The organism is Massilia sp. UMI-21 (genome assembly GCA_015277795.1).
In the GTDB taxonomy this organism is placed as follows: domain Bacteria; phylum Pseudomonadota; class Gammaproteobacteria; order Burkholderiales; family Burkholderiaceae_D; genus Telluria.
The window spans coordinates 3,293,525-3,320,252 of record CP063848.1; the positions used below are offsets into that span (position 1 = coordinate 3,293,525).

Below are 26,728 nucleotides of genomic sequence, written 5' to 3' on the forward strand. Positions count from 1 at the left end.
TAAGCGCTGCTGAGTAATTTCTTGCTTTGGCGCAAGAAAAACAAAGCCGCGAGAAGCGAGTGCAATCGACGATCCAACAACGCTTTCAGTGCTCACACCAAACTGAATCATAAAGTCAACCATATCCCTGTCATTACTCTTATCGAATACCACGGAGAGGAAACTTGTTTCAGTCGCGACGCTTTGTTAGCGGCTTTGCGATGAATCAAATGTAGCACAGAAAATATCGGCAAAGTAATTTTATGAAATCAAAATATGTATGCCCACCGGCACCTGCTTGTACCACCCGCCAGGGCGGCCGGCGGCAGAAAACGCGATCGCGCAGCGGAGTCCACCATCCGGAAAAATGAAAATGCCTGTTACTCGCTTAGAACATTTTTTAGAGAAATTCTTACGCTCATTTAGTAATGAGGAAAGTTTCTCTCCTTGGCTCGGCACCATCCCGCCCCTAGTGCTGCCGAGTGAAGCCGCCGAGCCGTTCAACTGGCGCGCAAACGCAGTCTGGCGCCGTCGCCGGTCATGCTGATCGCTTTTCACGCAATATGCATATTTAAAATTCCCGGCTTTTAGCAATATCGCCTGTGGCAATAGCCGTTCTCTATTCCACTGGGCTCGAATTATTATGCAATCAGCGTAGGCCGTAATAAGTGCGGCAATATTCATGCACTATTCCGGTTGAATGAAAAAATCGCGTAAGGCTTAATGCAAGCTCCTGTCGATGTTCGAAAAATACAACACTCTGTGCAGATCTCCGCCCGCCCGAGTGCTCCAATCGCCCGGTCATATTCCAGGTAATCGACAAGACTTGAACGGGATTTTTTCAAACAGAACCGGATGCGATGTCCTCGGCGGGATTCGGCGGAATTCGGTGGGAGTCGGCGGCCCGACGCCCCGGCCGCGCGTACCGGAACACCGGCATGACGATCTCACCAGAAGCAAAATGTCGTACGCAGGACGCAGAAAGCACTACCCATCGTCGTCCCGCTTTACCGATAGCCATATGGCCGCCATCCTCGAGCAAGCCGAAGCCGGCACCCCGGCGGTGTCGCATTCACAGCCCTGGGCCAATCCCGCCGGCTTGCCGAGCATTCCGCGCTCCCTCGCGCACAAAGACGCGCCGCTGCTGTTTCACTTGCGCGCCGATCGACTGCATTGGGAATCGGGAGACGTCTACAAGCCCGCTTCCGCGCTGACAGCCAACGGCGAAGCCGCCGGAATCGGCGGGCATCACGCTGCTGATCTATCCCGCCAGGGCTACTCGGCGACCGATGACATCACTGACGCCCACGCCGCCCCAAGCGTTTCGCTGTCGGACGACAGTGAAAAGCTCTAGCTGTCACGCCCGGGATCGCGCCTACGGGTGTCCGGAAACTGTACGCTGAACAGCTGTACGGGCGATCTGAATACCCTACGCTGCGAGGCGATCACGCGCATGGGCCGAGAACGCCTTCCCGAGGCCGGCGACTACGAGCGACCGCACTACTCGACAGGATGACGCCCGCTTACGCCACCCAAGCTGCCGTGTATCGGAAGAACCCCTTATCCAAATCTTTGCCTGTATACCGGACACGGCACGCTCGGTTGGACCATGGGTTGCGCAAGCGCGGCGACAGGCCGACATCGTCGGCGGGGCCGTCCTGAAGTCATGTGCAGCAGCGTCGATGGCTGAGCAAGTAGCCGGCTTGGGCGCTGTGGCCGGGTGCTTCCTGGATGCCTGTTGATGGGTCGTTGTCCCGGCCGAAGTCCTTAGCGTCGAGATAGTGCGTCGCGCAGTATTCCAACGTGGGTTAGTTACTTTTTTACGGAACAATCGGTGCATCGCTTTAGCGAAGAAAAAAGCCGTTGAGCATTCAATCGAACGCTCAACGGCTTGCCTGATTCTCTTAGAATTCAGCGGCTAGCTTTACGCTGCTCACTCCCACTCAATCGTCGCCGGCGGCTTCCCCGAAATGTCATACACCACGCGATTCAAGCCGCGCACCTCGTTGATGATCCGGTTCGACACCTTGCCCAGCAGCGCATGCGGCAGGTGCGCCCACTGCGCCGTCATGAAGTCCAGGGTCTGCACGGCGCGCAGCGCCACCACGTATTCGTAGGTGCGGCCGTCGCCCATCACGCCGACCGACTTCACCGGCAGGAACACGGCAAAGGCCTGGCTGGTCGCCTCGTACCAGTTCAGCGGCGCCTTGCCCGGGTCGATGCCTGCCACTGCAGGCAACTCGAACGGCGCGTTGCGCAGCTCCTCGATGAAGATCGCATCGGCTTCGCGCAGCAGGTCGGCGTATTCCTTCTTGACTTCGCCGAGGATGCGCACTCCCAGGCCCGGGCCCGGGAACGGGTGGCGGTAGACCATGTCGTGCGGCAGGCCCAGCGCGACGCCGAGTTTGCGCACTTCGTCCTTGAACAGCTCGCGCAGCGGCTCCAGCAGTTTCAGGTTCAGGGTCTCCGGCAGCCCGCCCACGTTGTGGTGGCTCTTGATGGTCTGGCCTTTCTTACCTTTACCGGCCGACTCGATCACGTCCGGGTAGATGGTGCCCTGCGCCAGCCACTTGGCATTGCTCAGCTTGCCCGCCTCGACCTGGAACACCTCGACGAACTCGCGGCCGATGATCTTGCGCTTCTGCTCGGGGTCGGTCACGCCGGCCAGGTGGCCCATGAACTGGTCTTCGGCGTCGATGCGCAGCACTTTCACGCCGAGGTTTTTCGAGAACATGTCCATGACCATCTTGCCCTCGTCCTTGCGCAGCAGGCCGTGGTCGACGAACACGCAGGTGAGCTGGTCGCCGATGGCGCGGTGGATCAGGGCTGCGGCCACGCTCGAATCGACGCCGCCGGACAGGCCCAGGATCACCTCGTCGCTGCCGACCTGGTCGCGGATCTTCTGCACGGCTTCGCCGATGTAGTCGGGCATGTTCCAGTCCGACTTGCAGCCGCAGATCTCGTGCACGAAGCGGCCGATGATGGCTTCGCCCTGGGTGGTGTGGGTGACTTCCGGATGGAACTGCAGCGCGTAGAAGCGGCGCTCCTCGTCGGCCATGGCGGCGATCGGGCAGCTGTCGGTGGAGCCCATCAGCTTGAAGCCGTCCGGCATCTCCAGCACCTTGTCGCCGTGGCTCATCCAGACGCGCAGCATGCCGTGGCCTTCATCGGTCACGAAATCGTTGATGCCGTTCAGCAGCGCGGTATGGCCGCGTGCGCGCACTTCGGCGTAGCCGAACTCGCGCAGCTTGCCGTTCTCGACCCTGCCGCCGAGCTGGGCGGCCATGGTCTGCATGCCGTAGCAGATGCCCAGCACCGGCACGCCGGCCTCGAACACGGCCTGCGGGGCGCGCGGCGAGTCGCCCTCCAGGGTGGAATTGTGGCTGCCCGACAGGATGATGCCGCTGGCGCCGTAGTTGCGCACGAACTCGTCGCTGACGTCATACGGGAAGACTTCGGAAAACACGCCCGCATCGCGCACGCGGCGCGCGATCAGCTGGGTAACCTGGGAACCGAAATCGAGGATGAGGATTTTCGAATGCATGTGGATAGGCAACGATAGAAGATGAATCGGGTGATGCAAAAACGCGGCCGATGGGGGCCGCGTTTCATTGGATGTCTTACTCGGAACGGTAGTTCGGCGCTTCCTTGGTGATCTGCACGTCGTGCACGTGCGATTCGCGCATGCCGGCCGAGGTGATCTCGACGAACTCCGCTTTCTCGCGCAGTTCTTCGATGGTGGCGCAGCCGCAATAGCCCATCGACTGGCGCACGCCGCCGATCAGCTGGAAGATGATCGCCAGCACGCTGCCCTTGTAGGCGACGCGGCCTTCGATGCCTTCCGGGACGAACTTGTCGGCCTTGCTCGAGGCTTCCTGGAAGTAGCGGTCGGCCGAGCCTTCGGCCATCGCGCCCAGGCTGCCCATGCCGCGGTAGGACTTGTAGCTGCGGCCCTGGTACAGGATGACTTCGCCCGGCGCTTCCTCGGTGCCGGCGAACATGCTGCCCATCATGACGGTGTGCGCACCGGCAGCCAGGGCCTTGGAGATGTCGCCCGAGAAGCGGATGCCGCCGTCGGCGATGCAGGGCACACCCGTGCCTTCCAGCGCCTTGGCCACGTTCGAGATCGCGGTGATCTGCGGCACGCCGACGCCGGCCACGATGCGGGTGGTGCAGATCGAGCCCGGGCCGATGCCGACCTTGACCGCGTCCGCGCCGAACTCGACCAGCGCCTTGGCGGCGGCCGCGGTGGCGATGTTGCCGCCGATGACGTCCACGTGCGGGAAGCGGTCCTTGATCCACTTGACGCGGTCGAGGATGCCCTGCGAGTGGCCGTGGGCGGTGTCGACCACCAACACGTCGACGCCGGCCTGGACCAGCAGCTCGATGCGCTCTTCGTCGCGTGCGCCCACGCCCACGGCCGCGCCGACCAGCAGCTTGCCCTGCGAATCTTTCGACGCCAGCGGGTGCTCGTGCGACTTCTGGATGTCCTTGACCGTGATCAGGCCGCGCAGTTCGAAGTCGTCGTTGACGACCAGCACGCGCTCGAGGCGGTGCTTGTTCATCAGGCGCTTGGCTTCGGCCAGGTCGGCGTCTTCCTTCACGGTCACGACGTCTTCGCGCGGGGTCATCTTGGCGCGCGCTTCGGCGTCCAGGTCTTCCTCGAAGCGCAGGTCGCGGTTGGTGATGATGCCGATCACCTGCTTGCCCTCGACCACCGGGAAGCCGCTGATGCCGTGCTGTTGCGACAGCGCCAGCACTTCACGGATCTTCATGGTGGGAGGAATGGTGATCGGGTCGCGCAGGACGCCTGCCTCGAAACGCTTGACGCGCGCTACTTCACGGGCCTGGTCGCTTGGCCTGAGGTTCTTGTGGATGATGCCGATGCCGCCCTCCTGAGCCATCGCGATCGCCAGGCGTGCTTCGGTCACGGTGTCCATCGCCGCCGACAGCAGCGGGATGTTCAGGGTGATGTTCCGGGTCAGCTTGGTGCGAAGGGAAGTGTTGGCCGGAAGAACATTGGAGTAAGCCGGGACGAGCAGCACATCATCGAACGTGAGTGCTTTTTGGAGTAGACGCATAGCATTTTCCTATAGGCGCAAAAGTGAATTATACAGAATGTAGCCAGGACTGTCGCAGCCCTGCCCAAAATTCGGCCTTTTGCGAGAGGCGGGATTGACAGCGCCAGCGAAGCATGGCGAAATCCGCTTGTTACCCAAGGAAAACTTTTATGCTGCGCTCATCCCTTCCCTTGCGCCTGATCGCCGTTTGCACCCTGGTACTGAGCAGCGGTCTGGCCCATGCCCAATACGCGTGGATCGGCGAGAACGGCGTGCGCCAGTTCTCGGACCGCCCTCCTCCGCCGGACACGCCGCCGCACAAGATCCTCAAGGCGCCCGGTCGCAGCCTGCCCGCACTTGCGCCCCGCAGCGCGCCGGATGCCGACGCCCCTGCGGCAAAGCCGGCCCCGACACTGGCCCAGCGCGAGGCCGATTACCGCAAGCGCCTGCTGCAGCGCGAGGAACAGGACAAGAAGGAAGCCGCCGAAGCGCAGCGCCGGCGCGCGCAGGCCGAGCATTGCCAGGCCGCGCGCGACGTGCGGGCCCAGGTGGCATCGGGGGCGCGCATCGCGCGCTTCGACGCCAGCGGCGAACGCAGCTTCGTCAGCGACGAGGAGCGCGCGGCGCAGCTGGCCCGGGCCGACCGGATCCTGGCCGAGTGCCGCTGACCGCGAACCAGGCAGGGGTCAGGGCCGCAGCCTGATCACCTGCGCGCTGCCGCCCTGCTTCGTGACCGGCGCGGTAGTCTGCGCGCACACCACCCGGTTGCGGCCTTCGGCCTTGGCCTGGTACAAGGCCGCGTCCGCTCGCCGCATCAGGCCCGCGATATCTTCTCCGCGCTCCAGCATCGCCAGGCCGATGCTGACGGTATAGGCGACGCCGGCGTCGTCCGGCCTGCGCGCAGCCGAGCGGTCGAGCGCGGCGCGCAGCCGTTCCGCGACCGCCTCGGCCGTCTGGTAGTTCGCATCCGGCAGCAGCACGCCGAACTCTTCGCCGCCGAGGCGGGCGCAATAGTCGATCTTCCGGATCACGTCCTGGGTCCGTCGCACCAGGTCGCGCAGGACCTCGTCGCCGACGCCGTGGCCGTAGGTATCGTTGATGCGCTTGAAGTGGTCGGCATCGAGCAGCAGCAGGCCCAGGCCGCTGCCGTGTCGCCTGGCCCGCGCCAGCTCGCGCTCGGCGATGTCGAAAAAGGCCCGCCGCGAGGGCGCGCCGGTGAGGTGGTCGTGCTCGGCGGCATACGCGGTCTCGGACAGGATGCGCGCATTCGCCAGCATCACCGCACCCAGGCTCAGCGCCGGCAGGGCCAGCGTGCCGATCGCGAAGAACACCAGGTTGGCGGTGTCGGGCGCCAGCAGCGCCACCGGGTCGTAGGCGTCGAACGCATAGAAGCCGCCGCGCACCAGATGCGCGAGCCCCAGCAGGAGCGCGGCGGTGCGGGTAAAGGCGCTGGGGTAGCGCAGGCGCCCGTCGGCGACGCCGGGCAGGCTGGCGCGGATGGCGAAGCAGATGGCCGCATGGTAGGCCGACATCGCCACCACGCGCAGGGGCAGCGAGTCGTGCACGCGGTGGAACCACACGACGCCGCAGAAAGCGGCAAGACTGCCGGCCGCCAGCAGGCGCCAGGGCACCGGCCGGCCGCAGTAGCGCCGGAAGCCCGCATACATCAGGCTGATGGTCATCAGGAACAAGCCATTGGCGACTTCGATGCTGAGCAGCTCGGGCGCCGCGCCGCGCGCCGCGAACATCAGCAGCGCGATCACCGCCAGGCCATTTGCCTGCCGCCATTCGGTCAGGCCCGCCACCTTGCTGCCGGCGAGCGACGACAGGACCAGCAACATGACCACCGACAATGCAGTGGTAACCAACAACAAACTCACGGTAATCAGCATGGGGCAGGCAGCCAACGAAGATGAAAGCCTCGCGCCGGGCCGAAGCGCCCTGCGCGATCGGCCTCCCAGGCAGCATCCATTCGCTTACCGGCTCGGAGGTAGCCGCCATGATACCCTGAAGCGCACTGGAATATTTGCCTGGTTGGAATTTTACAACTAAGCAATTCGTCAATACTGCCCAGCCTGCAAGACTCAGGCGGCCGCTGCGCCGCCGTCCCTCCTGGCCGCGCGCCGGCGGCGCGAGTCTTTCGGATCGGCCACCAGCGGCCGGTAGATCTCGATCCGGTCGTGTCCGCGCAGTACCGTGTCGAGCGTCTTCTTCCGGGCGTAGATGCCCACCGGCTGGGTGCTCAGGTTAATCTCCGGACAGGCCTCGAGCACGCCGCTCATTTCGATGGCCGCCCCGATTGTCGTGCCAGGCGCTACCATGAAGGAGCGCAGGAATTCCTGGTTTGCGCTGGCGTAGCACACCGCAACCTGCAAGCGGCCGTCCGCTGCCTCAGCCATAGATCGCCTCGGCACGCTTGCTGAAGGAATCGACCATGGTGTTGGCGATCATGCCGAACACCGGGCCGATGATCTGTTCCAGGATAATGCTCGAGAACTCGTAATGCAGCTCGAAATCGATCTTGCAGGCGTCGGCGCGCAGGGGCTTGAAATTCCAGGTCCCTTCCAGCACCTTGAATGGGCCGTCGACCAGGTGCATCTTCATCTGGGTAGGGCGATTGTTATGGTTCGAGGTGGTAAAGCTTTGCTTCACGCCATGGAAGTTGATCTGCAAACTGGCGACCAATGTGTCTTCGGACCGCTCGATCACCTTGACCCCGCCGCACCAGGGCAGGAATTTTGGATAATCCTCGACCTTGGCGACGAGGTCGAACATCTGCTCGGTGCTGTAGCCGAGAAAAACTGATTTGTGCACTACTGCCATTGGTCAACCGTTTGTTATGATGTTGGACGAGTTGCATTTTGCGCCACGCGAGTTCGATGAATTTCGCCGTGGCGCCACAGCAGTAGTTTAACCGACACGCGGATTTTCGCTATCTCATGAGTATTGTTGACAATAAAAAAGCTTTCTTCGACTACTTCATCGAGGACCGGTACGAGGCCGGCCTCGTGCTCGAAGGGTGGGAAGTCAAGGCCATCCGCGAAGGCAAGGTACAGATCAAGGAAGCGTACGTGGTCGTGCGCAACGGCGAGCTGTTCCTGTTCGGCGCCCACATCAGCGCGCTGGTCACGGCATCCGCCTTCAGCCACCCCGAAGCGCTGCGCACCCGCAAGCTGCTGCTGCACCGCGCCGAACTGGACAAGCTGGTCGGCAAGGTCGAGCGATCAGGCTATACGCTGGTGCCGCTCAACCTGCACTTCAAGGGCGGCCGTGTGAAGTGCGAGATCGGCCTGGCCAAGGGCAAGAAGCAGCACGACAAGCGCGCCACCGAGAAAGACCGCGACGCCAAGCGCGAAGTCGCTGCGGCGATGAAAACGCACCGCCGCTGATCCGGGCGGCCGCGCCGCCCTTCCCCTGCCCTGCTCAGGCGGCCGGCGCGGCGAAGCGCCGGCTCAGGCGCCACATCAGGAAGCTCAGCAGGCAGCCGACCGCGGTGCCGCAGGCCAGTTTCAGGGCGCTGCCGAACAGCAAGGGCGCCACCAGGCCCGACACCAGCGCGAACGACATCATCTGGATGAAGCCGACCATCGAGGCCGCCAGCCCGCGGTTGCGCGGGAACAGGCGCATGGCCGACAGCTGGATGCCCGGCATGGCGACCGCCAGGCCGAAGGTGAACACGGCCAGGGGCAGCACCGCCCATGGCACGCTGGCCGGGAACAGTGCGTTGTAGCCGACGTTCAGGACCGATGCCAGCGCCATCACCGCGTAGCCGATCCACAGCAGGCGCCCCGGTGGCGCCTTGGCCGCGCGCTTGCCGCCCCAGGCCGAGCCGATCACCATGCCGCCGATCAGCGGGATGAACATCCAGCCGAAGGCGGTTTCCGGCAGGCCCAGGATCTCCATCACGAAGTTGGCGGCCGAGCCGATGTACAGCGACAGGCCACCGAACACCAGGCCGAGCGCCAGCGCCAGCATCACGAACTGCGGATTGCGCAGCACCATCAGATAGTTGCCGGCGATCGTTCCCGGATGGAAGACCTGGCGCTTGTCTCGCGGCAGGCTTTCCGGCAGCAGGCGCGTCACCAGCACGATCATGGTCGCGCCGAACACGGCCAGGAACAGGAAGGTGGAGCGCCAGCCGAAGGTGACGTGCAGCCAGCCGCCCAGCACCGGCGCGATCGCCGGCGCCAGCCCGAACACCATCATGATGTGCGACATCATCTTCTGCGCCTGGGCGCCCTCGAAGCGGTCCTGCACGATGGCCTGGCCGACCACCGAGCCGGCGCCGGCCGCCAGGCCCTGCAGCGCGCGGAAGAACAGCAGCCAGCCGAAGCTCGGGGCGCAGGCGGCGCCGATCGAGGCCAGCGTATACAGCGACAGCGCCCCCAGGATCACCGGCCGCCGGCCGAACGAGTCCGACAGCGTCCCGTAGAACAGCATCATGGACGCAAAGGTGAACAGGAATACGCTCAGGGTCTGCTGCACCGCCACCGGCCCGACCCGGAACTCGGCGCCGATCGCCGGCATCGAGGGCAGATAGGTGTCGATCGCGAGGGCCCCGATCATGCCGAGGCAGGCGAGGATGGTGGTAAGGAGTCGTTGCATGGCAGTGCCTTGGAGTGGAAACCGGCACTGCGACAGGCGCGCGTCCGGAGGGGACGCGATTGTACTGGATTTCAATAAAACAAATCTGCCACCCCTTCAAAAGCGGGATGGCAGTGCATTCTTCAGCGCAGCGACATCCCGAAACGCTCGGTGCGCGGCATCCAGTTGCCCTGGTAGTCGGCCGAGACCAGGATGCGCTCGGCGCGCCCGATCAGCAGGTGGCGCGGCACGAAACCGATGTAGCGCGAATCGGCGCTGTTGTCCCGGTTGTCGCCCAACATCAGGTAGGCGTCCCGCGGCACCACGACCGGCCCGAAATCGCGCGCCACCAGCCGCTGCGGCAGCACCTGGATACGATGGCGGCGGCCGTCGACGACTTCCAGCATGCGCAGCGCATCCATGCCGCCCTGCGCGGTGGATTCGCGCACCAGCTCCTCCACCGAATACTGCGACTCGACGCCATTGATCACCAGGCGCTCGTTGCGCATCTCGACGCGGTCACCCGGCAGCGCCAGCACGCGCTTGATCAGGCGCGTGCCGTCAAGCGGCGAGGCGAAGGTGACGACGTCGCCGCGCCGTGGTTCGCCGGTGCGCGCGAGCACGACATCGGTGAGCGGGAGCTTGAGGTTGTAGGCCAGCCGGTTGACGAACACCACGTCGCCCTCGAGCAGGTTGGGCCGCATCGAAGCGGACGGGATCGGGTTCCAGTCGGCCACCGCGGTGCGGAACACACCGAACAGCAGCATGAACATCAGGAACCCCTTGTTGGCACGCACGAAGGCTTTCATCGAGCTTCTCTCCTCTGTTGACGACGACGATGAGAAGCTTATACGCGGCCAGGCTTTAAGCATGCTTAAAAGCCAAGCGCGGCGCCCGGTGGGCGCTAGCGGCGCGTGCGCGGGCGCCGCAGCGCATGGCAGGCGCCCACCGCAACCGGGACGCCGAGCGTCACCGCCGAGACCAGGTCCCAGGCGCCGTCGCCCAGCAGGGCCGCCACCAGGCCGACCGCCGTGAGCACCGCCAGCAGAATCGGCATGGCCCAGATTTGGGTGCGGGTGCGGATCATGGCGTCTCGGTCGAGCGGGCCAGCGCCGGGCGGTCCCGGACCGCGGCCGGGGCGTCCTTGGCGGTGCCGACCTTGCGGCTGCGCTTGAGCCACAGATACAGCCCGCTGCCCAGGATCAGGATGGTGCCGATGTCGAGCAGCGCCCACAGCAGCTTCATGGGCTGGCCGCCGTAGTCGCCGAAATGCAGCGGCTGCGACAGCAGCAGCGCCTTGAGGTACCAGGGCAGCGCGCGGCGGTCGGTGATCTCGCCGGTGGCGGCGTCGACCAGCACCGGCTTGTACAGGCGCGCACTGAAGGCTTCGCTGCCGCGCATGAAGATTCCGTAGTGATGCGGGCTGGCGAAGGGCGTGCCGGGGAAGGCCACGAAGGCTACCTGCATGCCCGGCTCGGCACGTTCGGCGCGCAGGATAGCGTCGTGGATCGAGGCCAGCCGTTCTACCCTCGGCTGCCCTTCATAAGGCTCGAGCATCGCGGCGACCTCGGTGTTCTGCCACAGCTTCAGCAGCAGGTCGGCCCAGGTGTTGACCATGCCGGTGGCGCCCACCACGAACACCCAGACCAGGGTGACGATGCCGAGCAGGTTGTGCAGGTCCAGCCATTGGATGACCCGGCTGCGCTCGCGCCGCACCTCGCCGAAGTCGAGCTTGCGCATGAAGGGGGCGTACAGCACCGCGCCGCTGACCACGGCCACGATCAGGAGCAGGCCCATCAAGCCCAAAAACAGCTTGCCGTAGATGCCCGCGAACAGGTCGACGTGCAGGCTGAACATGGTGGACATGAAGGCGCCGCCCTCGAAGGCCGGCTCGGTGATCACTTTCGTGGTGCGCGCGTCGACCGCGATCGGCTTGTAGTGTTCGTCGGTCGGGTGGTCGCCCAGGGTGACGTTCCAGATCGCCGGTTCGTCGATTTCCTGCGACATGTACATCGCAATCTTGTTCGGGTAGAGCTCCCTGGCCGAGGCCAGCACCGCGTCGATGTTCCCGCGCGGGGCATCCTGTGGCCACGCCGCCGGCAAGGCTGGCGCCTCGACGTCGGTGCCGAGCAGGTGGCCGATCTCGTGGTGATAGATCAGCGGCAGGCCGGTGAGGCACAGCAGCAGCATGAAGACGGTGCAGACCAGGCTGCTCCACTTGTGGATCCAGCTCCAGCGGCGCAGGGAGATAGGTGACATGGGGCGTGGGAAATGTAAACTTCCGCAAATAATAATCGTTCTCATTTACAGAAGCAAGCCGGAGCGGCTAGAATAACAATCATTCTCATTAAGAAAAACGAGTTCGCCTCATGAAACTGCTCCGCCTTTCCCCGATCGCCCTTGCCGCCGCCGTGTTTGCCGCCCAGGCCCAGGACACTGCCACCGAGCCGGTCGCCACCGTCGTCGTCAGCGCGTCGGCCGACGCATCGAGCCAGGGCCTGCCGGCCGCCTACGCCGGCGGCCAGGTCGCGCGCGGCGGCCGCCTCGGCCTGCTGGGCAACGTGGACATCATGGACACGCCCTTCAACAGCATGAACTACACGCAGGCGCTGATCCAGGACCAGCAGGCGCGCAGCGTGGCCGACGTGGTGCAGAACGACCCCTCGGTGCGCGTGGCGCGCGGCTTCGGCAACTACCAGGAGCTGTACGTGATCCGCGGCTTCGCCCTGAACTCCGACGACCTGGCCTACAACGGCCTGTACGGCATGCTGCCGCGCCAGTACGTGGCCGCGGAACTGCTGGAACGGGTGGAAGTGCTGCGCGGCGCGAACAGCTTCGTGAACGGCGCGGCGCCGGGCGGCGGCGCCATCGGCGGCGCCATCAACCTGTTGCCCAAGCGGGCGCCGAATGCGCCGCTGACCCAGCTGACCGTGGGCGCCGAATCGGGCGGCCAGGGCTATGTGGCGCTGGACGCCGCGCGCCGCTTCGGCGAAGGCGAGCGCCTGGGCCTGCGCGTGAACGCGGTGCGCCGCGACGGCGATACCGCGGTGGACCGCGAAGGCCGCGAACTGAGCCTGTATTCGGTGGGCCTCGACTACCGCGGCCGCGGCTACCGCCTGTCGGCCGACGTCGGCCACCAGGATCACCAGCTCACCGGTGCGCGTCCCAGCGTGACCGTGGCGGCCGGGGTGCCGATCGTCGCCGCCCCCGACAGCGACAGCAACTACGCCCAGCCCTGGACCTTCTCGGGCGAGCGCGACACCTTCGGCACCCTCCGCGCGGAAGTCGACCTGCCGGGCGGCGCCACCGCCTGGGCGGCCCTGGGCCTGCGCTCCAGCGTGGAATCGAACATCCTGTCGTCGGCGACCGTCATCGACGCCAACGGCGACACCAGCATGAGCCGCTTCGACAACGTGCGCGAAGACAAGGTGCGCACCGGCGAAGTCGGCGTACGCGGCGAACTGCGCACCGGCGCCGTGACCCACAAGCTGAGCGCGAGCGCATCCGGCTTCCATTCCGAGTCGAAGAACGCCTACGCCATGAGCGACTTCGCCGGTTTCGCCTCGAACATCTACACGCCGCGCGACGTGGCCGCGCCCTCGAACGCCTTCTTCACCGGCGGCCGCCTGGACAAGCCGCTGCTGACCCACAAGGCGATCCTGTCGAGCGTGGCGCTGGCAGATACCCTGGGCTTCATGGACGATCGCCTCCTGGTGACCGTGGGCGCGCGCCACCAGAAGATCAAGGATGCCGGCTACGACTACAACAGCGGCGCATCCAGCGCGCGCTACGAAGAAAGCGAACTCACGCCGGTGGCGGGCGTCGTCTACAAGCCCGCCAAAGGGGTATCGGTCTACGCCAACTACAGCGAAGCGCTGCAGCAAGGCCCGGTGGCCTTCGGCACCGACATCGTCAACCAGGGCGAGGTGTTCGCCCCCTACGTCTCGCGCCAGAAGGAAGTCGGCGTCAAGGTCGACAGCGGCAAGCTGGGCATGACGGCAGCCTTCTTCACCACCGCGCAGCCGAGCGCCTACGTGGCGGAGCGCCGCTTCGGCCTGTTCGGCGAACAGCGCAACCGCGGCCTGGAGCTGAGCGTATTCGGCATGCCCACGCGCGGCCTGCGCCTGCTGGGCGGCCTGACGGTGCTGGAAGCCGAGCAGCGCCGCACTGCCGACGGCGTCAACGACGGCAAGGACGCGATCGGCGTGCCGGGCACCCAGCTGAACATCGGCGCCGAGTGGGAGGTGCCGGGCGTGCAAGGCCTGTCGCTCAATGCCAGGGCCCTGCATACCTCCTCGCAGTTCGCGGACGCGGCCAATTTCCAGAAGCTGCCGTCCTGGTCACGCCTGGACATCGGCGCCAACTACCTCACCCGCTTCATGGACCGCAACCTGACGCTGCGCGCGCGCATCGACAACCTGGCGGACAAGGACTACTGGGCGTCGAGCGGCGGCTATCCGGGCTTCGGCTACCTGGTGCAGGGTGCGCCGCGCACGCTGGCGGTGTCGGCGACGGTCGACTTCTGATGCGGGCCGCGGCCGCTATTGCGGCGGCCGCAGGTCCTGCTTGACGGCCGCCAGCGCCATCTTCTCCACCAGGCCCGGCGCGACCAGCTTCAGGAAGCGCCCGAACTTGCCCTTGGCCGTCATCACCACCTCGCGCCGGCGCGCGTCCATGCCTTCGATGATGAGGCGCGCGCACTCCTCCACGCGCATCGCGCCTTCTTCCTTCAGCGCGCTCGCGCCCATCTCTTCGCCGTGGGCGTTGAAGCCGCGGTAGCGGATCCGGGTGGCCACCACGCCCGGATAGGCGGTGGTGACGCTGACGCCGTAAGCCTTCATTTCGGCGCGCAGCGCTTCGAAAAAGCCGGTCATCGCGAACTTGGTGGCGCTGTAGGCGGTGCGTCCCGGCACGCCCACCAGCCCCGCCAGCGAAGACACCGCGACGATCTTCCCCTGCGATGCCTTCAGCGCCGGCAGCGCCGCCTGGGTGCACCAGAGCGCGCCCCACAGGTTCACCCGCATCAGTTCCTCGTACCAGGACAGGTCTTCGACCTCCTCGAACAGCGCATGCGCCGAGCGGCCGGCGTTGTTGACCAGCACGTCGATGCGGCCGAAGTGTTCCACCGCGCTGACCACCAGCCGGCGGCACTGGATCTGGATGCCGACGTCGGTCGGCACCACCAGCGTCCGGGCCCCGAGCGCCGCGCATTCGCCGGCCACCGCCTCCAGTTGGGCGGCGTTGCGCGCCGCCAGCACCAGGGCGATCCCTTCACCATGCGCAGCGCCCTCCTTCGCCGCCAGCTGGCGCGCGATCTCGGCGCCGATGCCGTCGGATGCCCCGGTGATGAGCACCACGCGGGTCATCGAACGATGTCCGGCTGTTGCGACTTCACCACCTGCAGCGCGCTGGCGACCAGGCTGCTCATGTCGCCCATGTTGGCCGGCACGATCAGCGAGTTGTTGGTCTTGGCCAGCTTGCCGAAGGCGTCGACGTAGTGCTCGGCCACGCGCAGGTTGACCGCATCCATGCCGCCCGGCTCGCGGATCGCCGCGCCCACCTGGCGCAGCGCGGCGGCGCTGGCGTCGGCCAGCGCGACGATGGCGCTGGCCTCGCCCTGGGCGCGGTTGATGGCCGCCTGGCGCTCGCCTTCCGAGCGGGCGATCGCCGCTTCGCGCTCGCCGCTGGCGATGTTGATCTGCTCCTGGCGCCGCCCTTCGGAGGCCGCGATCAAGGCCCGCTTTTCGCGCTCGGCGGTGATCTGGCGCTGCATCGCATGCAGGATCTCGGCCGGCGGGGTCAGGTCCTTGATCTCGTAGCGCAGCACCTTCACGCCCCAGTTGGCGGCCGACTCGTCGATCGCGTTGACGATGGTGGTGTTGATGTGGTCGCGTTCCTCGAAGGTTTTATCCAGCTCCATCTTGCCGATCACCGAGCGCAAGGTGGTCTGGGCCAACTGGGTGATCGCCTGGATGTAGTTCGACGAGCCGTAGGACGCGCGCATGGCGTCGGTCACCTGGAAGTACAGGATCCCGTCCACCTGCAGCTGGGTGTTGTCGCGCGTGATGCAGACCTGGGGCGGCACGTCGAGCGGGATCTCCTTGAGGCTGTGCTTGTAGGCGATGCGGTCGATGAAGGGCACCACGATGTTCAGGCCGGGCGCCAGCACCGCATGGAACTTGCCGAGGCGTTCGACCACCACCGCGTGCTGCTGCGGCACCACGTTGATGGTCTTGAAGATGAATACCAGCGCGATGATGAAGATGACGAGCGCGACCGTGCCGAACGAGAATTCCATGAGCATCCCTTCTAGATATATAGGCATTTATTAGTTGAACTTATGAATGGTGGGCATTGGCGACAATGAGCCGGCTGCCGAGGACTTCGACGATGCGGTAATCGCCGGCGTCGGCCTGCGCACCCGGGCCGAGTTCGACGTCCCACAGGGCGCCGCGGTACATCACGCGGGCGCGGCCGTCCTGCCAGGCCGGCACCGCGACGCGCTGGCCGATGTCGAGGTTGACGTTGCGGTCGCGCGCGGCGTTGTTCTTGGCCGGCTTGCCGAAGCGGCTGCGGTGCAGGACGGCGGTGGCGGCCAGGCCGACCGCGGCGGCGGCCAGGACCTGCAGCGGCCAGCTCGCGCCGGCCCAGGCTGCCAGGGCGCCGGCGCCGAGGCCGATCGCGATCATCAACAGGTAAAAGGTGCCGCTGAACAGCTCGGCGATCACCAGGACGCCGGCAACGACCAGCCAGATCATCCAGTGGGTCATGATTGTGTCTCCTTCTCGTTTTAGGAAAGTAAAAAACCCCCGCGGCCTGCAACAGGCGGCGAGGGTTCAACGATGTCGATGCGCTTGCTTATTGTGTGCTTTCTGGCAAAGAGTGTTCGATGTCAGTGTAGCAGGTCTATCCGGCAGTGGAAGGCCCCGGTTTGATGTTTATCGCAGGCGCATAATCTTACTGTTGAGGTAAATCACGATCTGCTCGAACGCGCGGCCGGGCAAGCCGGCCACCCTGCGCGAGGCGGCCGCCGACCGGGCCGCGCGTCCATGCAAATGTCTTACTTCGCGGCCAGCTTCTGCCAGGTCTCGATCACCGAATCCGGGTTCAGCGACATCGACTCGATGCCCTGCTCCACCAGCCACTCGGCGAAGTCCGGGTGGTCCGACGGCCCCTGGCCGCAGATGCCGATGTACTTGCCTTTCGCGCGGCAGGCCTTGATCGCCAGCGACAGCATGGCCTTGACAGCCGGGTCGCGCTCGTCGAAGTCCTTGGCCAGCAGCTCCATGCCGGAGTCGCGGTCCAGGCCCAGGGTGAGCTGGGTCAGGTCGTTCGAGCCGATCGAGAAGCCGTCGAAGTACTCCAGGAACTGCTCGGCCAGGATGGCGTTGGACGGCACTTCGCACATCATGATGACGCGCAGGCCGCCTTCACCTCCACCTTCGCCGCGCTTCAGACCGTACTGGCCCAGCAGCTCGATGACCTTCTCGGCCTGGCCCAGGGTGCGCACGAACGGGATCATCAGCTCGACGTTGGTCAGGCCCATGTCTTCGCGCACGCGCTTCATGGCCATGCATTCCATCTCGAAGGCTTCGGCGAAGTCCTCGGCCAGGTAGCGCGCGGCGCCGCGGAAGCCCAGCATCGGGTTCTCTTCGTCGGGTTCGTAGCGCGAACCGCCGATCAGCTTCTTGTACTCGTTCGACTTGAAGTCGGACAGGCGCACGATCACCGGCTTGGGCCAGAAGGCCGCGGCGATGGTGGCCACGCCCTCGGCCAGCTTGTCGACGTAGAAGGCGCGCGGCGAGGCATGGCCGCGTGCCACCGACTCGACCGCCTTCTTGAGGTCGTTGTCGATGTTCGGGTACTCGAGGATGGCCTTCGGGTGCACGCCGATGTTGTTGTTGATGATGAACTCGAGGCGCGCCAGGCCCACGCCGCCGTTCGGCACCGACTGGAAGTCGAAGGCCAGCTGCGGGTTGCCGACGTTGAGCATGATCTTGGTCGGGATCGGCGGCAGCTCGCCGCGCGAGACTTCGGTGATCTCGGTTTCCAGCAGGCCGTCGTAGATCTTGCCTTCGTCGCCTTCGGCGCACGAGACGGTGACGAAGGTGCCGTCCTTGAGCGCATCGGTGGCGTCGCCGCAGCCCACGACCGCCGGCACGCCCAGTTCACGCGCGATGATCGCCGCGTGGCAGGTACGGCCGCCGCGGTTGGTGACGATCGCCGAGGCGCGCTTCATCACCGGCTCCCAGTTCGGATCGGTCATGTCGGCCACCAGCACGTCGCCCGGCTGCACCCGCTCCATCTCGGACGGATCGGTGATCACCCGCACCGGACCGGCGCCGATCTTCTGGCCGATCGCGCGACCGGCCGTGAGCACGGTGCCCGAGCCCTTCAGGCTGAAGCGCTGCTGCGAGTCGGTGGCCTTCTGCTGCGACTTCACCGTTTCCGGGCGCGCCTGCAGGATGTACAGTTTGCCGTCGCGGCCGTCCTTGCCCCACTCGATGTCCATCGGACGGCCGTAGTGATTCTCGATGATGACAGCATACTTGGCCAGTTCGACCACTTCGGCATCGGTGAGCGAATAGCGGTTGCGCATCTCGATCGGCACGTCGACGGTGCGCACCGAGCGGCCGGCCTTGGCTTCGCTGGTGAACTCCATCTTGATCAGCTTGGAGCCGATGTTGCGGCGGATGACCGGCAGCTTGCCCTGGGCCAGCATCGGCTTGTGCACGTAGAACTCGTCCGGGTTGACGGCGCCCTGCACCACGGTCTCGCCCAGGCCGTAGCTCGAGGTGACGAAGACCACGTCCTTGAAGCCCGATTCGGTGTCGATGGTGAACATCACGCCGGCGGCGCCGGTATCCGAACGCACCATGCGCTGCACGCCGGCCGACAGGGCCACCTCGGCGTGGGTGAAACCCTTGTGGACACGGTAGGAGATCGCGCGGTCGTTGTAGAGCGAGGCGAACACGTGCTTCATGGCTTCGAGCACGTTGTCGATGCCGACCACGTTCAGGAAGGTCTCCTGCTGGCCGGCAAACGACGCGTCCGGCAGGTCTTCGGCGGTGGCCGAGGAGCGCACCGCGAAGGACATCTCGGTCTCGGAGTCGGCCACCAGCCGCTCGTAGTAGTCGCGGATCTCCTGTTCCAGGCGCGGCTGGAACGGGGTGTCGACGATCCATTGGCGGATCTCGGCGCCGGCCGCGGCCAGCGCGCGCACGTCGTCGATGTCCAGGCCTTCGAGGCGAGTGGCGATGCGCTGGGCCAGCGACGCGCCCCCATCGACGCTGTGCTCGAGGAAATCGCGGAAGGCATCGGCCGTGGTGGCGAAGCCGCCCGGCACGCGCACGCCGGCGCTGGCCAGCTGCGAGATCATCTCGCCCAGCGAGGCGTTCTTGCCGCCGACCGACTCGACGTCGGTCATGCGCAGGTTGTCGAACGCGGCGACGTAGGTGCGCGATGCGGCGCGTGCGTCTTGATCAGGCTCCTTCAATGCTGCTGCAGACAGGTTAGACATGGTAAAACACCCTTACTTGATGATAGAAACCTTGTGGCTGCTTGTCCAATGCGCTGGGCGACGGGGTATTCTTGTTATTCTGGCCGTCGTGCAGCACAATGCAGACCCGTTGCCGAGCATTTTAACCCGTGACCGCCGCACCATGCTGCAAGTTTGGCAGCAAGACTTAGCATTTCGACACCATGACCGTAGAAACCACTGTTCCGTCCCCTCCTACTTCGCGTACCGTTTTCTTCGTTTCCGACGGTACCGGCATCACGGCAGAGACCTTCGGTCATGCGGTGCTGAGCCAGTTCGAAATGCGCTTTCGCCAGATCCGCCTGCCCTTCATCGACTCGCTCGAAAAGGCGCACGACGCGGCGCGCCGCATCAACGACAGCTTCGCGCGCGACGGCCAGCGTCCGATCGTGTTCTCGACCCTGGTCACGCACGACCTGTCGAGCGTGATCCGGGCCGCCAAGGGCATGCACATGGACCTGTTCCAGACCTTCGTCTCGCCGCTCGAGCAGGAACTGGGCGTGAAGTCGACCCACACCATCGGGCGCATCCACAACGCCGTGGACACCGAGGAATACAAGAACCGGATCGAAGCGATCAACTTTTCGCTCGCGCACGACGACGGCCAGTCGCACAAGAACCTGGCCGAGGCCGACGTGATCCTGGTGGGCGTGTCGCGTTCCGGCAAGACCCCGACCAGCCTGTACCTGGCGATGCAGTACGGGCTGAAGGCCGCCAACTACCCCCTGATTCCCGACGACTTCGAGCGCGGCAGGCTGCCCTCCTCGCTGCCGCCGTTCAAGTCCAAGCTGTTCGGGCTGACGATCACGCCGGAGCGCCTGTCGCAGATCCGGAACGAACGCCGCGCCGGCAGCAAGTACGCCGCGCTCGAGAACTGCCGCTACGAGGTCAACGAAGCCGAGGCGATGATGCGCCGCGAAGGGATCCGCTGGCTGTCCTCGACCACCAAGTCGATCGAGGAGATCGCCACCACCATCCTGCAAGAGATCAAGCCGGACAGGCGGGAATATTGAATCGTCGTGCCGAACCGGCGTCGTGGTTTGTCAACAAAACGCCTGCTACGGCCTTCGATTTGTAACATCTTGATGTTTCCCTGTGGATACACCTGTAGAATATCCTCAAATTACTTAGTTTTGAGGATGGCATGAAGGGTATTGTCTTCAATTTGATGGAAGAGGCGGTCAGCGCGGAGTTCGGCGAGGAAACATGGGACCGCCTGCTCGACGAAGCCGGCCTGGATGGCGCCTACACCTCCCTCGGCAGCTACGACGATGCCGAAGTGGTGCGCCTGGTCGAGGTGGCGTCGCGCATCCTGGGGATTGCGCCCCAGGATGTGCTGCGCTGGTTCGGGCAGCGCGCCATGCCCCTGCTGGTGGCGCGCTACCCGCAGTTCTTCGCCCCCCATGCCTCGACGCGCGCTTTCCTGCTCACCTTGAACAGCCTGATCCACCCCGAAGTGCGCAAGCTGTACCCGGGCGCGACGCCGCCCGTGTTCGATTTCGATACCAGCGACAGCGACACCCTGGTCATCGGCTACAACTCGGCGCGCCGCCTGTGCGCCCTGGCGGAAGGCTTCATGCAGGGCGCGGCCGCGCATTACGGGCAGGCCGCCCGGCTGACCCAGCCCAGGTGCATGCACGACGGCGCCGACAAGTGCGTCTTCCACGTCCAGTTCACGGCGTGATCCCGGCCCCCGCAGCCCCGTCCGACGGCGCCGAGATAGCCCGCCTGCGGCGGCGCCTGGAGCGCGAGACAGCCGCCCGGCGCGCGGCCGAGGCCATCGCCGAGCAGGGCCTGCGCGACCTGTTCCAGCGCCAGCAGGAAATCGTCCTGCTGGAGCGGATCGCCGCGGCCGCCAACGAAGCCGCCGGCGTCGAGGACGCGTTTCGCCATGCGCTCGAGGCGGTGTGCCGCTACACCGGCTGGCCTCTCGGTCACCTGCTGATGGCGCCCGAGCACGGCGCCGGCCGGCTCGACTCGACCACCATCTGGCATGACGACAGCGGCGGCGCCTTCGACGGCCTGCGCACGCTGACCGAGGACATGGACTTCTCCGCCGGCATCGGCCTGCCGGGCCGGGTCGTGGGCACCGGCAGGCCGGCCTGGGCCAACGTCGACGCCCCCGATGCGGCATGCTTTCCGCGCATGCCGATGCTGGTCCGGCTCGGCCTGTCCTCGCTGTTCGCCTTCCCGGTCATGATCGGGAGCGATGTCGTCGCCGTGGTCGAGTTCTTCAGCCGCGAACTGCAGACGCCGGACGAATCGATGCTGCGCCTGATGGCGCAGGTCGGGACCCAGCTGGGGCGTGTGATCGAGCGTCGCCGCGCCCAGGAGCGGCTGGTCCACGACGCCCTGCACGATCCGCTGACCGAACTCGGCAACCGCAAGCTGTTTCTCGACCGGCTCGGACACTTCCTGCTGCGCTCGCAGCGCCATCCCGGTTTCCAGTTCGCGGTCCTGTTCGTGGACCTGGACCGGTTCAAGGCGATCAACGACGGCCTGGGCCACCATGCGGGCGACCAGGTCATCGTCGCCACCGCGCGCCGCCTGACCGAATGCCTGCGCCAGACCGACCTGGTAACGCGCGACAGCGCCGCCGCGGGCGAATGCGGCGCCGTGGTCTCGCGCCTCGGTGGCGACGAGTTCACCATCCTGCTCGACTGGGTACAGGACGCCACCACGCCGGTGCGCGTGGCGGAGCGCCTGCTGAAGGCCCTCGCCATGCCGCTCTCGATCGGCCAGCAGCAGGTGTACGTCACGGCAAGCATCGGCATCGCCATGAGTTCGAGCGGCTACCAGGACGTGCAGGTCATGCTGCGCGATGCCGACATCGCGATGTACCACGCCAAGCAGAACGGACGCGCGCGCTGGGTGATGTTCGACCAGTCGATGCAGGAAGGAGCGCTGCGCCGCCTCACGCTGGAGGCGGAACTGCGCCTGGCGCTCCCCGGCCGCCAGCTGTTCCTGCAATACCAGCCGATCGTATCGCCGCGGGATGGACTGATCCACGGCTTCGAGGCGCTACTGCGCTGGCGCCATCCGGTGCTGGGCATGATCTCGCCGATGGAGTTCGTTCCGGTGGCCGAGGAAATCGGCCTGATCGGCGATATCGGTGGCTGGGTGTTGCGCGAAGCCTGCGCCCAACTGCGGGCCTGGCGATGCGCCAGCGCCGCGCCCCTGAGCATGAGCGTGAACCTCTCCGCGGTCCAGCTGGGCGACGACGGCCTGGTCGACCTGGTCACGGAGGTCTTGCGCGAGAGCGGCATCCCCGGCGCCAGCCTGAAGCTGGAACTGACGGAAAGCGCCGTGATGGCCGATCCGGAGCGCGCGCTCGCGATCTTCCGGCAGCTCAAGGCGCTCGGCGTGCGTCTCAGCCTGGACGACTTCGGGACCGGCTATTCGTCGCTCAGCCACCTGCGCCGCCTGCCGATCGACACCCTCAAGATCGACCGCTCCTTCGTCAGCGCGATGGACCTGCACGGCGACAAGCGCCAGATTGCCGAAGTGGTCATCATGCTGGCGCGCGCGCTGGGCCTGGACGTGGTCGCCGAGGGCGTCGAGACCGTGGCCGAACTCGATCTGCTGCGCGCGATGGGCAGCGATTTCGTGCAAGGCTATTACTACTACCGTCCGCTCGACCCGGAAGCCGCCAGCGCCAGCCTGGCCGCGCAAGGGCGCCTGCGCGCCTGAGCGCTGGCGGCCGGCGCCCGCTCAGAAGAAGTGGCGCCAGTCTTCCAGCCAGCCCGGGAAGGCGGCCGCTTCCATCGGGTTGGCGATGTGGTAGCCCTGGGCGTAAGTGCAGCCGAGGTTCTGCAAGAAGTCCCAGTCCTGGCGGGTCTCGACGCCGACCGCGACCGACATGCGGTCGAGGCTGTGCGCCAGGCCGAGGCAGGAACGCAGCACCGTGCCCAGCGGGCGGCGCCTGGAGGCGCCGTCCACGAAACTGCGGTCGATCTTCAGTTCGCTGAACGGGATCCGGGCCAGCAGCTGCAGGTTGGAGCGGCCGGTGCCGTAGTCGTCGATCGCCAGCCCGAACCCCATCATGCGCAGGCGCACCAGGCGCTCGATGAATTCGGGGTCGGTATTGAGCACCGAGGATTCCGGCATCTCGAAGGTGAGGTATTCCGGCAGGATGCGGTGGCGGCCGATGCAGGCGGTGATCTGGCGCACGAACGCGGCATTGGCCAGCGTCTCGGGCGCGAGGTTGATCGAGATCGGCACCGGAATGCCCTGGTCCTGGAACCAGCGGCAACGCTCGGCCGACATTTCGATCATGCTCCAGTCGAGGAAATCGACCCGGTTGTTCTGCTCCAGCGCATCGATGAAGGCGCCCGGCCCCAGCACGCCGTGCTCGGGATGGCGCCAGCGCGCAAAGGCCTCCAGCCCTTTCACCTGGCCGGTCGCCAGTTCGATCTTGGGCTGGAAGAAGGGCTCGAACTGGCGCTTCTGCAGGCCGTTGCCGATTTCCTGGAAGCTGAAGCGCGGACCGGTCGGGCGCTCGGCCTGCGGCGCGAGCGGCGTGTAGTTCTCGAGCAGCGGCTTGAGCCTGGCGGCCGTGACCGGCTTGCCGGTGGTGCCCAGCAGGTCGACCCCGTAGGCCTGCGCCAGGGTCTCGACCGCGAACAGCAGGTCGGCCGACTGGGCGCCGGTAACCACCAGGCGCACCCCCACCTCCAGGCTGCCCAGCTTGCGCAGCAGTTCCAGGCCGTCCATTCCCGGCAGCGCCAGGTCGACGATCGCGACGTCCACCCGGGGCGCGAAGCCGGCCTCCAGGCGCTGCAGCGCCAGGTGCCCGTCCGGAACGTCGGTGACGCGGCTGACGCCCAATTGGCCGAGCAGCTCGACCAGCGACCTGCGCTGGGCGGCGTCGGCTTCCGCCACCAGGAAATGCAAATGCGCGATGTCCATCCCTACTCCATTTTTGCTTCTCAACAAACTCGCGCCAGATTAACCTGAAGGCCCGGCCCGCGTCTATGCCTGGCTTTGCCGCAACTGCTCGAAAAAACACACCGCGGCGCAGGCCGCCACGTTCAGCGACTCCACCTTGCCGGCGTGCGGGACGGCGACCCGGTGCGTGGCCAGCGTCAGCAGCTCGCTGGAGACGCCCTGCCCCTCATGGCCCAGCACCCAGGCGACCGGGCGCCGCAGGTCGAGCGCGTACAGCCGCTCGGCCGCATAGCCGCTGGTGGCCAGCACCGGCACCTGCGCCGCGCGCACCAGCGGGGCAAGTTCGATGTTCTCGAAGATGTCGAGCACGAAGTGGGCGCCCATGGCGGCGCGCAGCACCTTGGGCGACCAGCAGAACGCGGTGCCGGGGCTGCAATAGACCTGTTTGATGCCGCTGGCCGCGGCGCTGCGCAGGATCGAGCCGACGTTGCCCGGATCCTGCACCCCGTCCAGCAGCACGCTCGATTCGACCAGCCCCGGCGCCCGCGACGGCGCCGGCGAGGCGACCACGAACACGATGTGCACGCCGTGCTCGACCTGGCTGATGGCGCCGAACAGCGCGTCCGGCAGCGCGGTCACGGGCGCATCCAGGCCTTCGCACCGCCCCACGATGGCGGCCACTTCCGGGTTGTCCAGCGCACCCTCGGACACCACGCAGTGCGCGGGCGCGCCGCGCAGGTCGAGCCAGCTCTGGCACAGGTGGACGCCGTCCAGCAGGCTGCGCCCGGCCTTGCGGCGCGCCTGCGAGCTGGTGGCAAGGCCCTTGAGCTCCTTGTAGAACGGGTTGTCGCGCGAAGAGATGTGTTTCACGATCCCGGCCTCATGCTGCGAACAGGTCGGGCTGCAACAGCTCGCGCACCGGCCCGAACGAGCGGCGGTGTACCGGCGAGGGACCGTGCAGGCGCAGGCGCTCCAGGTGCAGCGCGGTCGAGTAGCCCTTGTGCTGGTCGAAGCAGTACTGCGGGAACTGGGCGTGCAGCCGCACCAGCGCGGCGTCGCGCGCGGTCTTGGCCAGGATCGAGGCGGCCGAGATGGCGTGCACCTTGTCGTCGCCTTCGACCACGGCGTGCGCCTTGATCTCCATCGGCGGGCAGCGGTTGCCGTCGATCAGGGCGATGGTCGGGATCGTCGACAGCGCCTCCACCGCGCGGCGCATCGCCAGCATGGTCGCGTGCAGGATGTTCAGGGTGTCGATCTCTTCGCACGAGCACTCGGCGACCGCCCAGGCCAGCGCGTGCTCCCTGATCAAGGGCGCCAGCTCGTCGCGGCGCGCCTCGGTCAGCTTCTTGGAATCGCGCAGGCCCTCGATCGGCTTGCGCGGGTCGAGGATCACGGCGGCGGCAAACACCGGGCCCGCCAGCGGGCCGCGGCCGGCTTCGTCGACGCCGCACACGATGTCGGCGTCGGTGAACGGCCGCAGCCGGGGCGGCAGGCCGGGATAGAAATTGACCTTTTTTCTGCTCATTTTTTACGTCCAATCACGCGCAGCACGGCGTCCGCGCTGGCTTGCGCACTGTTGCGCAGGAGGCCATGATGCATGTCCAGGAAGCGGCGCGCCAGGGCCTCGTTCCCGGCCGGGTCGTCCAGCTGGCGCTGCACGGCCTCGGCCAGCACCGCAGGCGTGGCCGCATGCTGAAGATACTCCGGAACCACGAATTCGCGCGCCAGGATGTTCGGCAGCCCGATCCAGGGCAGGTAGCCCATGTGCCGCATGATCTCCCACGAGGCACGCATGACCTTGTAGGCGATCACCATCGGCTTCTTGAACAGCGCCACTTCCAGCGTCGCCGTGCCCGAGGCCACCAGCACCGCGTCGGCCGCGGCGATCGCCGCGTGCGACTGACCGTCGATCAGGCGCACCGGCACCTCGCCCAGGCCGGCTTTGTTCACGATCTCGGTGTAATAGGCGCGCTGGCGCTCGCCCGCCATCGGCGCGATGAACACCAGCTTCGGATCGCGCCGGGCCAGCAGAGCGGCGGCCCCCACGAAGGGCTCGACCAGGTACTTCAGTTCGCCCATGCGGCTGCCCGGCATGATCGTCACCACCCGCGCATCGGGCGCGATGCCCAGCGCCGCCCGGCTTGCCGCCACGTCCGGCGCCAGCGGGATCATCTCGGCCAGCGGATGCCCGATATAGGTCACCGGCACCCCGGCCGCGCGGTAGATCGCTTCCTCGAACGGAAAGATCACCAGCATGTGCGACACGGCGCGCTTGATCTTCTTGATGCGCCCGCCCCGCCAGGCCCAGATCTGCGGGCTGACGAAGTGCACCGTCGGGATGCCGCCGGCACGCAGCTGCTCTTCCAGCCCGAGGTTGAAGCCCGGGTAGTCGGCGCCGATGAAGGCGGCCGGGGGATGGAGCAGCAGGCGCTCGCGCAGGCGGTTCTGGATGCCCTTGATCTCGCGGTAGCGCGGAATGATCTCGAACAGGCCGCGCACGGTGAGCGTCTCGATCGGAACGTCCGACACCAGGCCCTGCTCGATCATGCGTGGGCCGCCGATGCCATGGAAGCGGACGTTCGGCAACTGCGGGTGCAGGCCGGCCATCAGGCGGGCCGCGAGCATGTCGCCGGACACCTCGCCGGCGACCATCGCCAGCGACACCTCCGGCAACGCGAAT

Annotated in this window: 26 protein-coding genes; 8 read left to right on the forward strand and 18 right to left on the reverse strand. The window is 66.2% G+C overall.

The window, feature by feature from the left end:
* Nucleotides 1-240 precede the first annotated feature (240 nt).
* Nucleotides 241-663, reverse strand: coding sequence for a hypothetical protein (locus IM543_14505; GenBank protein QOY92810.1), 423 nt, complete (start codon nt 661-663; stop codon nt 241-243).
* 337 nt (nt 664-1,000) lie between these two features.
* Between IM543_14505 and IM543_14510 the strand changes: the two genes are divergently transcribed.
* Nucleotides 1,001-1,333 carry a hypothetical protein gene (locus IM543_14510; GenBank protein ID QOY92811.1) on the forward strand — a complete coding sequence of 111 codons (333 nt, stop codon included), beginning with the start codon at nt 1,001-1,003 and terminating at the stop codon, nt 1,331-1,333.
* Between the two features lie 579 nt (nt 1,334-1,912).
* Here IM543_14510 and guaA read toward each other — a convergent pair.
* The gene (gene guaA / locus IM543_14515; protein QOY92812.1) at nt 1,913-3,523 is read right to left on the reverse strand and encodes a glutamine-hydrolyzing GMP synthase; all 1,611 of its coding nucleotides are present in this window, start codon (nt 3,521-3,523) and stop codon (nt 1,913-1,915) included.
* A gap of 76 nt (nt 3,524-3,599) precedes the next feature.
* Nucleotides 3,600-5,060, reverse strand: a complete 1,461-nt coding sequence (gene guaB / locus IM543_14520) for an IMP dehydrogenase (protein ID QOY92813.1) — start codon at nt 5,058-5,060, stop codon at nt 3,600-3,602.
* A 149-nt stretch (nt 5,061-5,209) separates the two neighbouring features.
* Between guaB and IM543_14525 the strand changes: the two genes are divergently transcribed.
* Nucleotides 5,210-5,707 carry a DUF4124 domain-containing protein gene (locus tag IM543_14525; GenBank protein ID QOY92814.1) on the forward strand — a complete coding sequence of 166 codons (498 nt, stop codon included), beginning with the start codon at nt 5,210-5,212 and terminating at the stop codon, nt 5,705-5,707.
* An 18-nt stretch (nt 5,708-5,725) separates the two neighbouring features.
* Here IM543_14525 and IM543_14530 read toward each other — a convergent pair whose 3' ends face one another.
* Nucleotides 5,726-6,880, reverse strand: a complete 1,155-nt coding sequence (locus tag IM543_14530) for a GGDEF domain-containing protein (GenBank protein ID QOY92815.1) — start codon at nt 6,878-6,880, stop codon at nt 5,726-5,728.
* Between IM543_14530 and IM543_14535 the strand changes: the two genes are divergently transcribed.
* Nucleotides 6,879-7,091, forward strand: a complete 213-nt coding sequence (locus IM543_14535) for a hypothetical protein (GenBank protein ID QOY92816.1) — start codon at nt 6,879-6,881, stop codon at nt 7,089-7,091. The two genes, IM543_14530 and IM543_14535, sit on opposite strands and share 2 nt — an antisense overlap.
* 32 nt (nt 7,092-7,123) lie before the next feature.
* Here the strand turns inward: IM543_14535 and IM543_14540 are convergent, their stop codons facing one another.
* A complete protein-coding gene (locus IM543_14540; GenBank protein QOY92817.1) occupies nt 7,124-7,438 on the reverse strand; it encodes an RnfH family protein in 315 nt (104 codons plus the stop codon).
* A complete protein-coding gene (locus IM543_14545; GenBank protein ID QOY92818.1) occupies nt 7,431-7,862 on the reverse strand; it encodes a type II toxin-antitoxin system RatA family toxin in 432 nt (143 codons plus the stop codon). Before IM543_14545 ends, IM543_14540 begins: the two co-directional genes overlap by 8 nt.
* Before the next feature lie 116 nt (nt 7,863-7,978).
* Between IM543_14545 and smpB the strand changes: the two genes are divergently transcribed.
* On the forward strand, nt 7,979-8,428 hold the full coding sequence (smpB, locus tag IM543_14550) for an SsrA-binding protein SmpB (protein QOY92819.1): 450 nt from the start codon (nt 7,979-7,981) through the stop codon (nt 8,426-8,428).
* Nucleotides 8,429-8,462: 34 nt separating this feature from the next.
* On the opposite strand, the gene IM543_14555 is transcribed toward smpB, so the two are convergent.
* From IM543_14555 to IM543_14570, 4 genes are all read right to left on the reverse strand, one after another.
* Entirely contained in the window at nt 8,463-9,644 is a 1,182-nt protein-coding gene (locus tag IM543_14555) for a multidrug effflux MFS transporter (protein QOY92820.1), read from the reverse strand.
* Nucleotides 9,645-9,766: 122 nt separating this feature from the next.
* Nucleotides 9,767-10,432 (reverse strand): signal peptidase I, encoded by a 666-nt coding sequence (gene lepB / locus IM543_14560; protein ID QOY92821.1) that lies wholly within the window; start codon nt 10,430-10,432, stop codon nt 9,767-9,769.
* A gap of 95 nt (nt 10,433-10,527) precedes the next feature.
* Entirely contained in the window at nt 10,528-10,710 is a 183-nt protein-coding gene (locus IM543_14565; GenBank protein QOY92822.1) for a hypothetical protein, read from the reverse strand.
* Nucleotides 10,707-11,882: a PepSY domain-containing protein gene (locus IM543_14570; GenBank protein QOY92823.1), complete on the reverse strand. Its 1,176-nt coding sequence runs from the start codon at nt 11,880-11,882 to the stop codon at nt 10,707-10,709. The genes IM543_14565 and IM543_14570 overlap by 4 nt, the downstream gene beginning before the upstream one ends.
* A gap of 110 nt (nt 11,883-11,992) precedes the next feature.
* Between IM543_14570 and IM543_14575 the strand changes: the two genes are divergently transcribed.
* Nucleotides 11,993-14,149: a TonB-dependent receptor gene (locus IM543_14575; GenBank protein QOY92824.1), complete on the forward strand. Its 2,157-nt coding sequence runs from the start codon at nt 11,993-11,995 to the stop codon at nt 14,147-14,149.
* Between the two features lie 15 nt (nt 14,150-14,164).
* On the opposite strand, the gene IM543_14580 is transcribed toward IM543_14575, so the two are convergent.
* The 4 genes from IM543_14580 to ppsA all read right to left on the reverse strand — a co-directional run bounded on the left by IM543_14580 (nt 14,165) and on the right by ppsA (nt 19,143).
* Nucleotides 14,165-14,989 carry an SDR family oxidoreductase gene (locus tag IM543_14580; GenBank protein ID QOY92825.1) on the reverse strand — a complete coding sequence of 275 codons (825 nt, stop codon included), beginning with the start codon at nt 14,987-14,989 and terminating at the stop codon, nt 14,165-14,167.
* Nucleotides 14,986-15,921 (reverse strand): paraslipin, encoded by a 936-nt coding sequence (locus IM543_14585; GenBank protein ID QOY92826.1) that lies wholly within the window; start codon nt 15,919-15,921, stop codon nt 14,986-14,988. Before IM543_14585 ends, IM543_14580 begins: the two co-directional genes overlap by 4 nt.
* 40 nt (nt 15,922-15,961) lie before the next feature.
* Nucleotides 15,962-16,393, reverse strand: a complete 432-nt coding sequence (locus IM543_14590; GenBank protein ID QOY92827.1) for an NfeD family protein — start codon at nt 16,391-16,393, stop codon at nt 15,962-15,964.
* 290 nt (nt 16,394-16,683) lie between these two features.
* Complete coding sequence (ppsA, locus tag IM543_14595) at nt 16,684-19,143, reverse strand: phosphoenolpyruvate synthase (GenBank protein ID QOY92828.1); 2,460 nt, start codon at nt 19,141-19,143, stop codon at nt 16,684-16,686.
* Nucleotides 19,144-19,325: 182 nt separating this feature from the next.
* Here ppsA and IM543_14600 point away from each other — a divergent pair, with 182 nt between their 5' ends.
* From IM543_14600 to IM543_14610, 3 genes are all read left to right on the forward strand, one after another.
* Complete coding sequence (locus IM543_14600) at nt 19,326-20,174, forward strand: kinase/pyrophosphorylase (GenBank protein QOY92829.1); 849 nt, start codon at nt 19,326-19,328, stop codon at nt 20,172-20,174.
* A 131-nt stretch (nt 20,175-20,305) separates the two neighbouring features.
* A complete protein-coding gene (locus IM543_14605; protein ID QOY92830.1) occupies nt 20,306-20,845 on the forward strand; it encodes a heme NO-binding domain-containing protein in 540 nt (179 codons plus the stop codon).
* A complete protein-coding gene (locus tag IM543_14610; protein QOY92831.1) occupies nt 20,842-22,851 on the forward strand; it encodes an EAL domain-containing protein in 2,010 nt (669 codons plus the stop codon). The genes IM543_14605 and IM543_14610 overlap by 4 nt, the downstream gene beginning before the upstream one ends.
* 21 nt (nt 22,852-22,872) lie before the next feature.
* Here IM543_14610 and IM543_14615 read toward each other — a convergent pair whose 3' ends face one another.
* The 4 genes from IM543_14615 to lpxB all read right to left on the reverse strand — a co-directional run bounded on the left by IM543_14615 (nt 22,873) and on the right by lpxB (nt 26,700).
* The gene (locus IM543_14615) at nt 22,873-24,069 is read right to left on the reverse strand and encodes an EAL domain-containing response regulator (GenBank protein ID QOY92832.1); all 1,197 of its coding nucleotides are present in this window, start codon (nt 24,067-24,069) and stop codon (nt 22,873-22,875) included.
* A 63-nt stretch (nt 24,070-24,132) separates the two neighbouring features.
* Entirely contained in the window at nt 24,133-24,918 is a 786-nt protein-coding gene (locus IM543_14620; GenBank protein ID QOY92833.1) for an RNA methyltransferase, read from the reverse strand.
* A gap of 10 nt (nt 24,919-24,928) precedes the next feature.
* On the reverse strand, nt 24,929-25,573 hold the full coding sequence (gene rnhB, locus IM543_14625) for a ribonuclease HII (protein ID QOY92834.1): 645 nt from the start codon (nt 25,571-25,573) through the stop codon (nt 24,929-24,931).
* Nucleotides 25,570-26,700 carry a lipid-A-disaccharide synthase gene (gene lpxB, locus IM543_14630; GenBank protein QOY96695.1) on the reverse strand — a complete coding sequence of 377 codons (1,131 nt, stop codon included), beginning with the start codon at nt 26,698-26,700 and terminating at the stop codon, nt 25,570-25,572. The genes rnhB and lpxB overlap by 4 nt, the downstream gene beginning before the upstream one ends.
* Nucleotides 26,701-26,728 lie beyond the last annotated feature (28 nt).

Bases quoted from the DNA above. Each gene is read 5' to 3' on its own strand.
- IM543_14505 (QOY92810.1), bottom strand. From the start codon at position 663: ATGAATATTGCCGCACTTATTACGGCCTACGCTGATTGCATAATAATT.
- IM543_14510 (QOY92811.1), top strand. From the start codon at position 1,001: ATGGCCGCCATCCTCGAGCAAGCCGAAGCCGGCACCCCGGCGGTGTCG.
- guaA (QOY92812.1), bottom strand. From the start codon at position 3,523: ATGCATTCGAAAATCCTCATCCTCGATTTCGGTTCCCAGGTTACCCAG.
- guaB (QOY92813.1), bottom strand. From the start codon at position 5,060: ATGCGTCTACTCCAAAAAGCACTCACGTTCGATGATGTGCTGCTCGTC.
- IM543_14525 (QOY92814.1), top strand. From the start codon at position 5,210: ATGCTGCGCTCATCCCTTCCCTTGCGCCTGATCGCCGTTTGCACCCTG.
- IM543_14535 (QOY92816.1), top strand. From the start codon at position 6,879: ATGACCACCGACAATGCAGTGGTAACCAACAACAAACTCACGGTAATC.
- IM543_14530 (QOY92815.1), bottom strand. From the start codon at position 6,880: ATGTTGCTGGTCCTGTCGTCGCTCGCCGGCAGCAAGGTGGCGGGCCTG.
- IM543_14540 (QOY92817.1), bottom strand. From the start codon at position 7,438: ATGGCTGAGGCAGCGGACGGCCGCTTGCAGGTTGCGGTGTGCTACGCC.
- IM543_14545 (QOY92818.1), bottom strand. From the start codon at position 7,862: ATGGCAGTAGTGCACAAATCAGTTTTTCTCGGCTACAGCACCGAGCAG.
- smpB (QOY92819.1), top strand. From the start codon at position 7,979: ATGAGTATTGTTGACAATAAAAAAGCTTTCTTCGACTACTTCATCGAG.
- IM543_14555 (QOY92820.1), bottom strand. From the start codon at position 9,644: ATGCAACGACTCCTTACCACCATCCTCGCCTGCCTCGGCATGATCGGG.
- lepB (QOY92821.1), bottom strand. From the start codon at position 10,432: ATGAAAGCCTTCGTGCGTGCCAACAAGGGGTTCCTGATGTTCATGCTG.
- IM543_14565 (QOY92822.1), bottom strand. From the start codon at position 10,710: ATGATCCGCACCCGCACCCAAATCTGGGCCATGCCGATTCTGCTGGCG.
- IM543_14570 (QOY92823.1), bottom strand. From the start codon at position 11,882: ATGTCACCTATCTCCCTGCGCCGCTGGAGCTGGATCCACAAGTGGAGC.
- IM543_14575 (QOY92824.1), top strand. From the start codon at position 11,993: ATGAAACTGCTCCGCCTTTCCCCGATCGCCCTTGCCGCCGCCGTGTTT.
- IM543_14580 (QOY92825.1), bottom strand. From the start codon at position 14,989: ATGACCCGCGTGGTGCTCATCACCGGGGCATCCGACGGCATCGGCGCC.
- IM543_14585 (QOY92826.1), bottom strand. From the start codon at position 15,921: ATGGAATTCTCGTTCGGCACGGTCGCGCTCGTCATCTTCATCATCGCG.
- IM543_14590 (QOY92827.1), bottom strand. From the start codon at position 16,393: ATGACCCACTGGATGATCTGGCTGGTCGTTGCCGGCGTCCTGGTGATC.
- ppsA (QOY92828.1), bottom strand. From the start codon at position 19,143: ATGTCTAACCTGTCTGCAGCAGCATTGAAGGAGCCTGATCAAGACGCA.
- IM543_14600 (QOY92829.1), top strand. From the start codon at position 19,326: ATGACCGTAGAAACCACTGTTCCGTCCCCTCCTACTTCGCGTACCGTT.
- IM543_14605 (QOY92830.1), top strand. From the start codon at position 20,306: ATGAAGGGTATTGTCTTCAATTTGATGGAAGAGGCGGTCAGCGCGGAG.
- IM543_14615 (QOY92832.1), bottom strand. From the start codon at position 24,069: ATGGACATCGCGCATTTGCATTTCCTGGTGGCGGAAGCCGACGCCGCC.
- rnhB (QOY92834.1), bottom strand. From the start codon at position 25,573: ATGAGCAGAAAAAAGGTCAATTTCTATCCCGGCCTGCCGCCCCGGCTG.
- lpxB (QOY96695.1), bottom strand. From the start codon at position 26,700: ATGGTCGCCGGCGAGGTGTCCGGCGACATGCTCGCGGCCCGCCTGATG.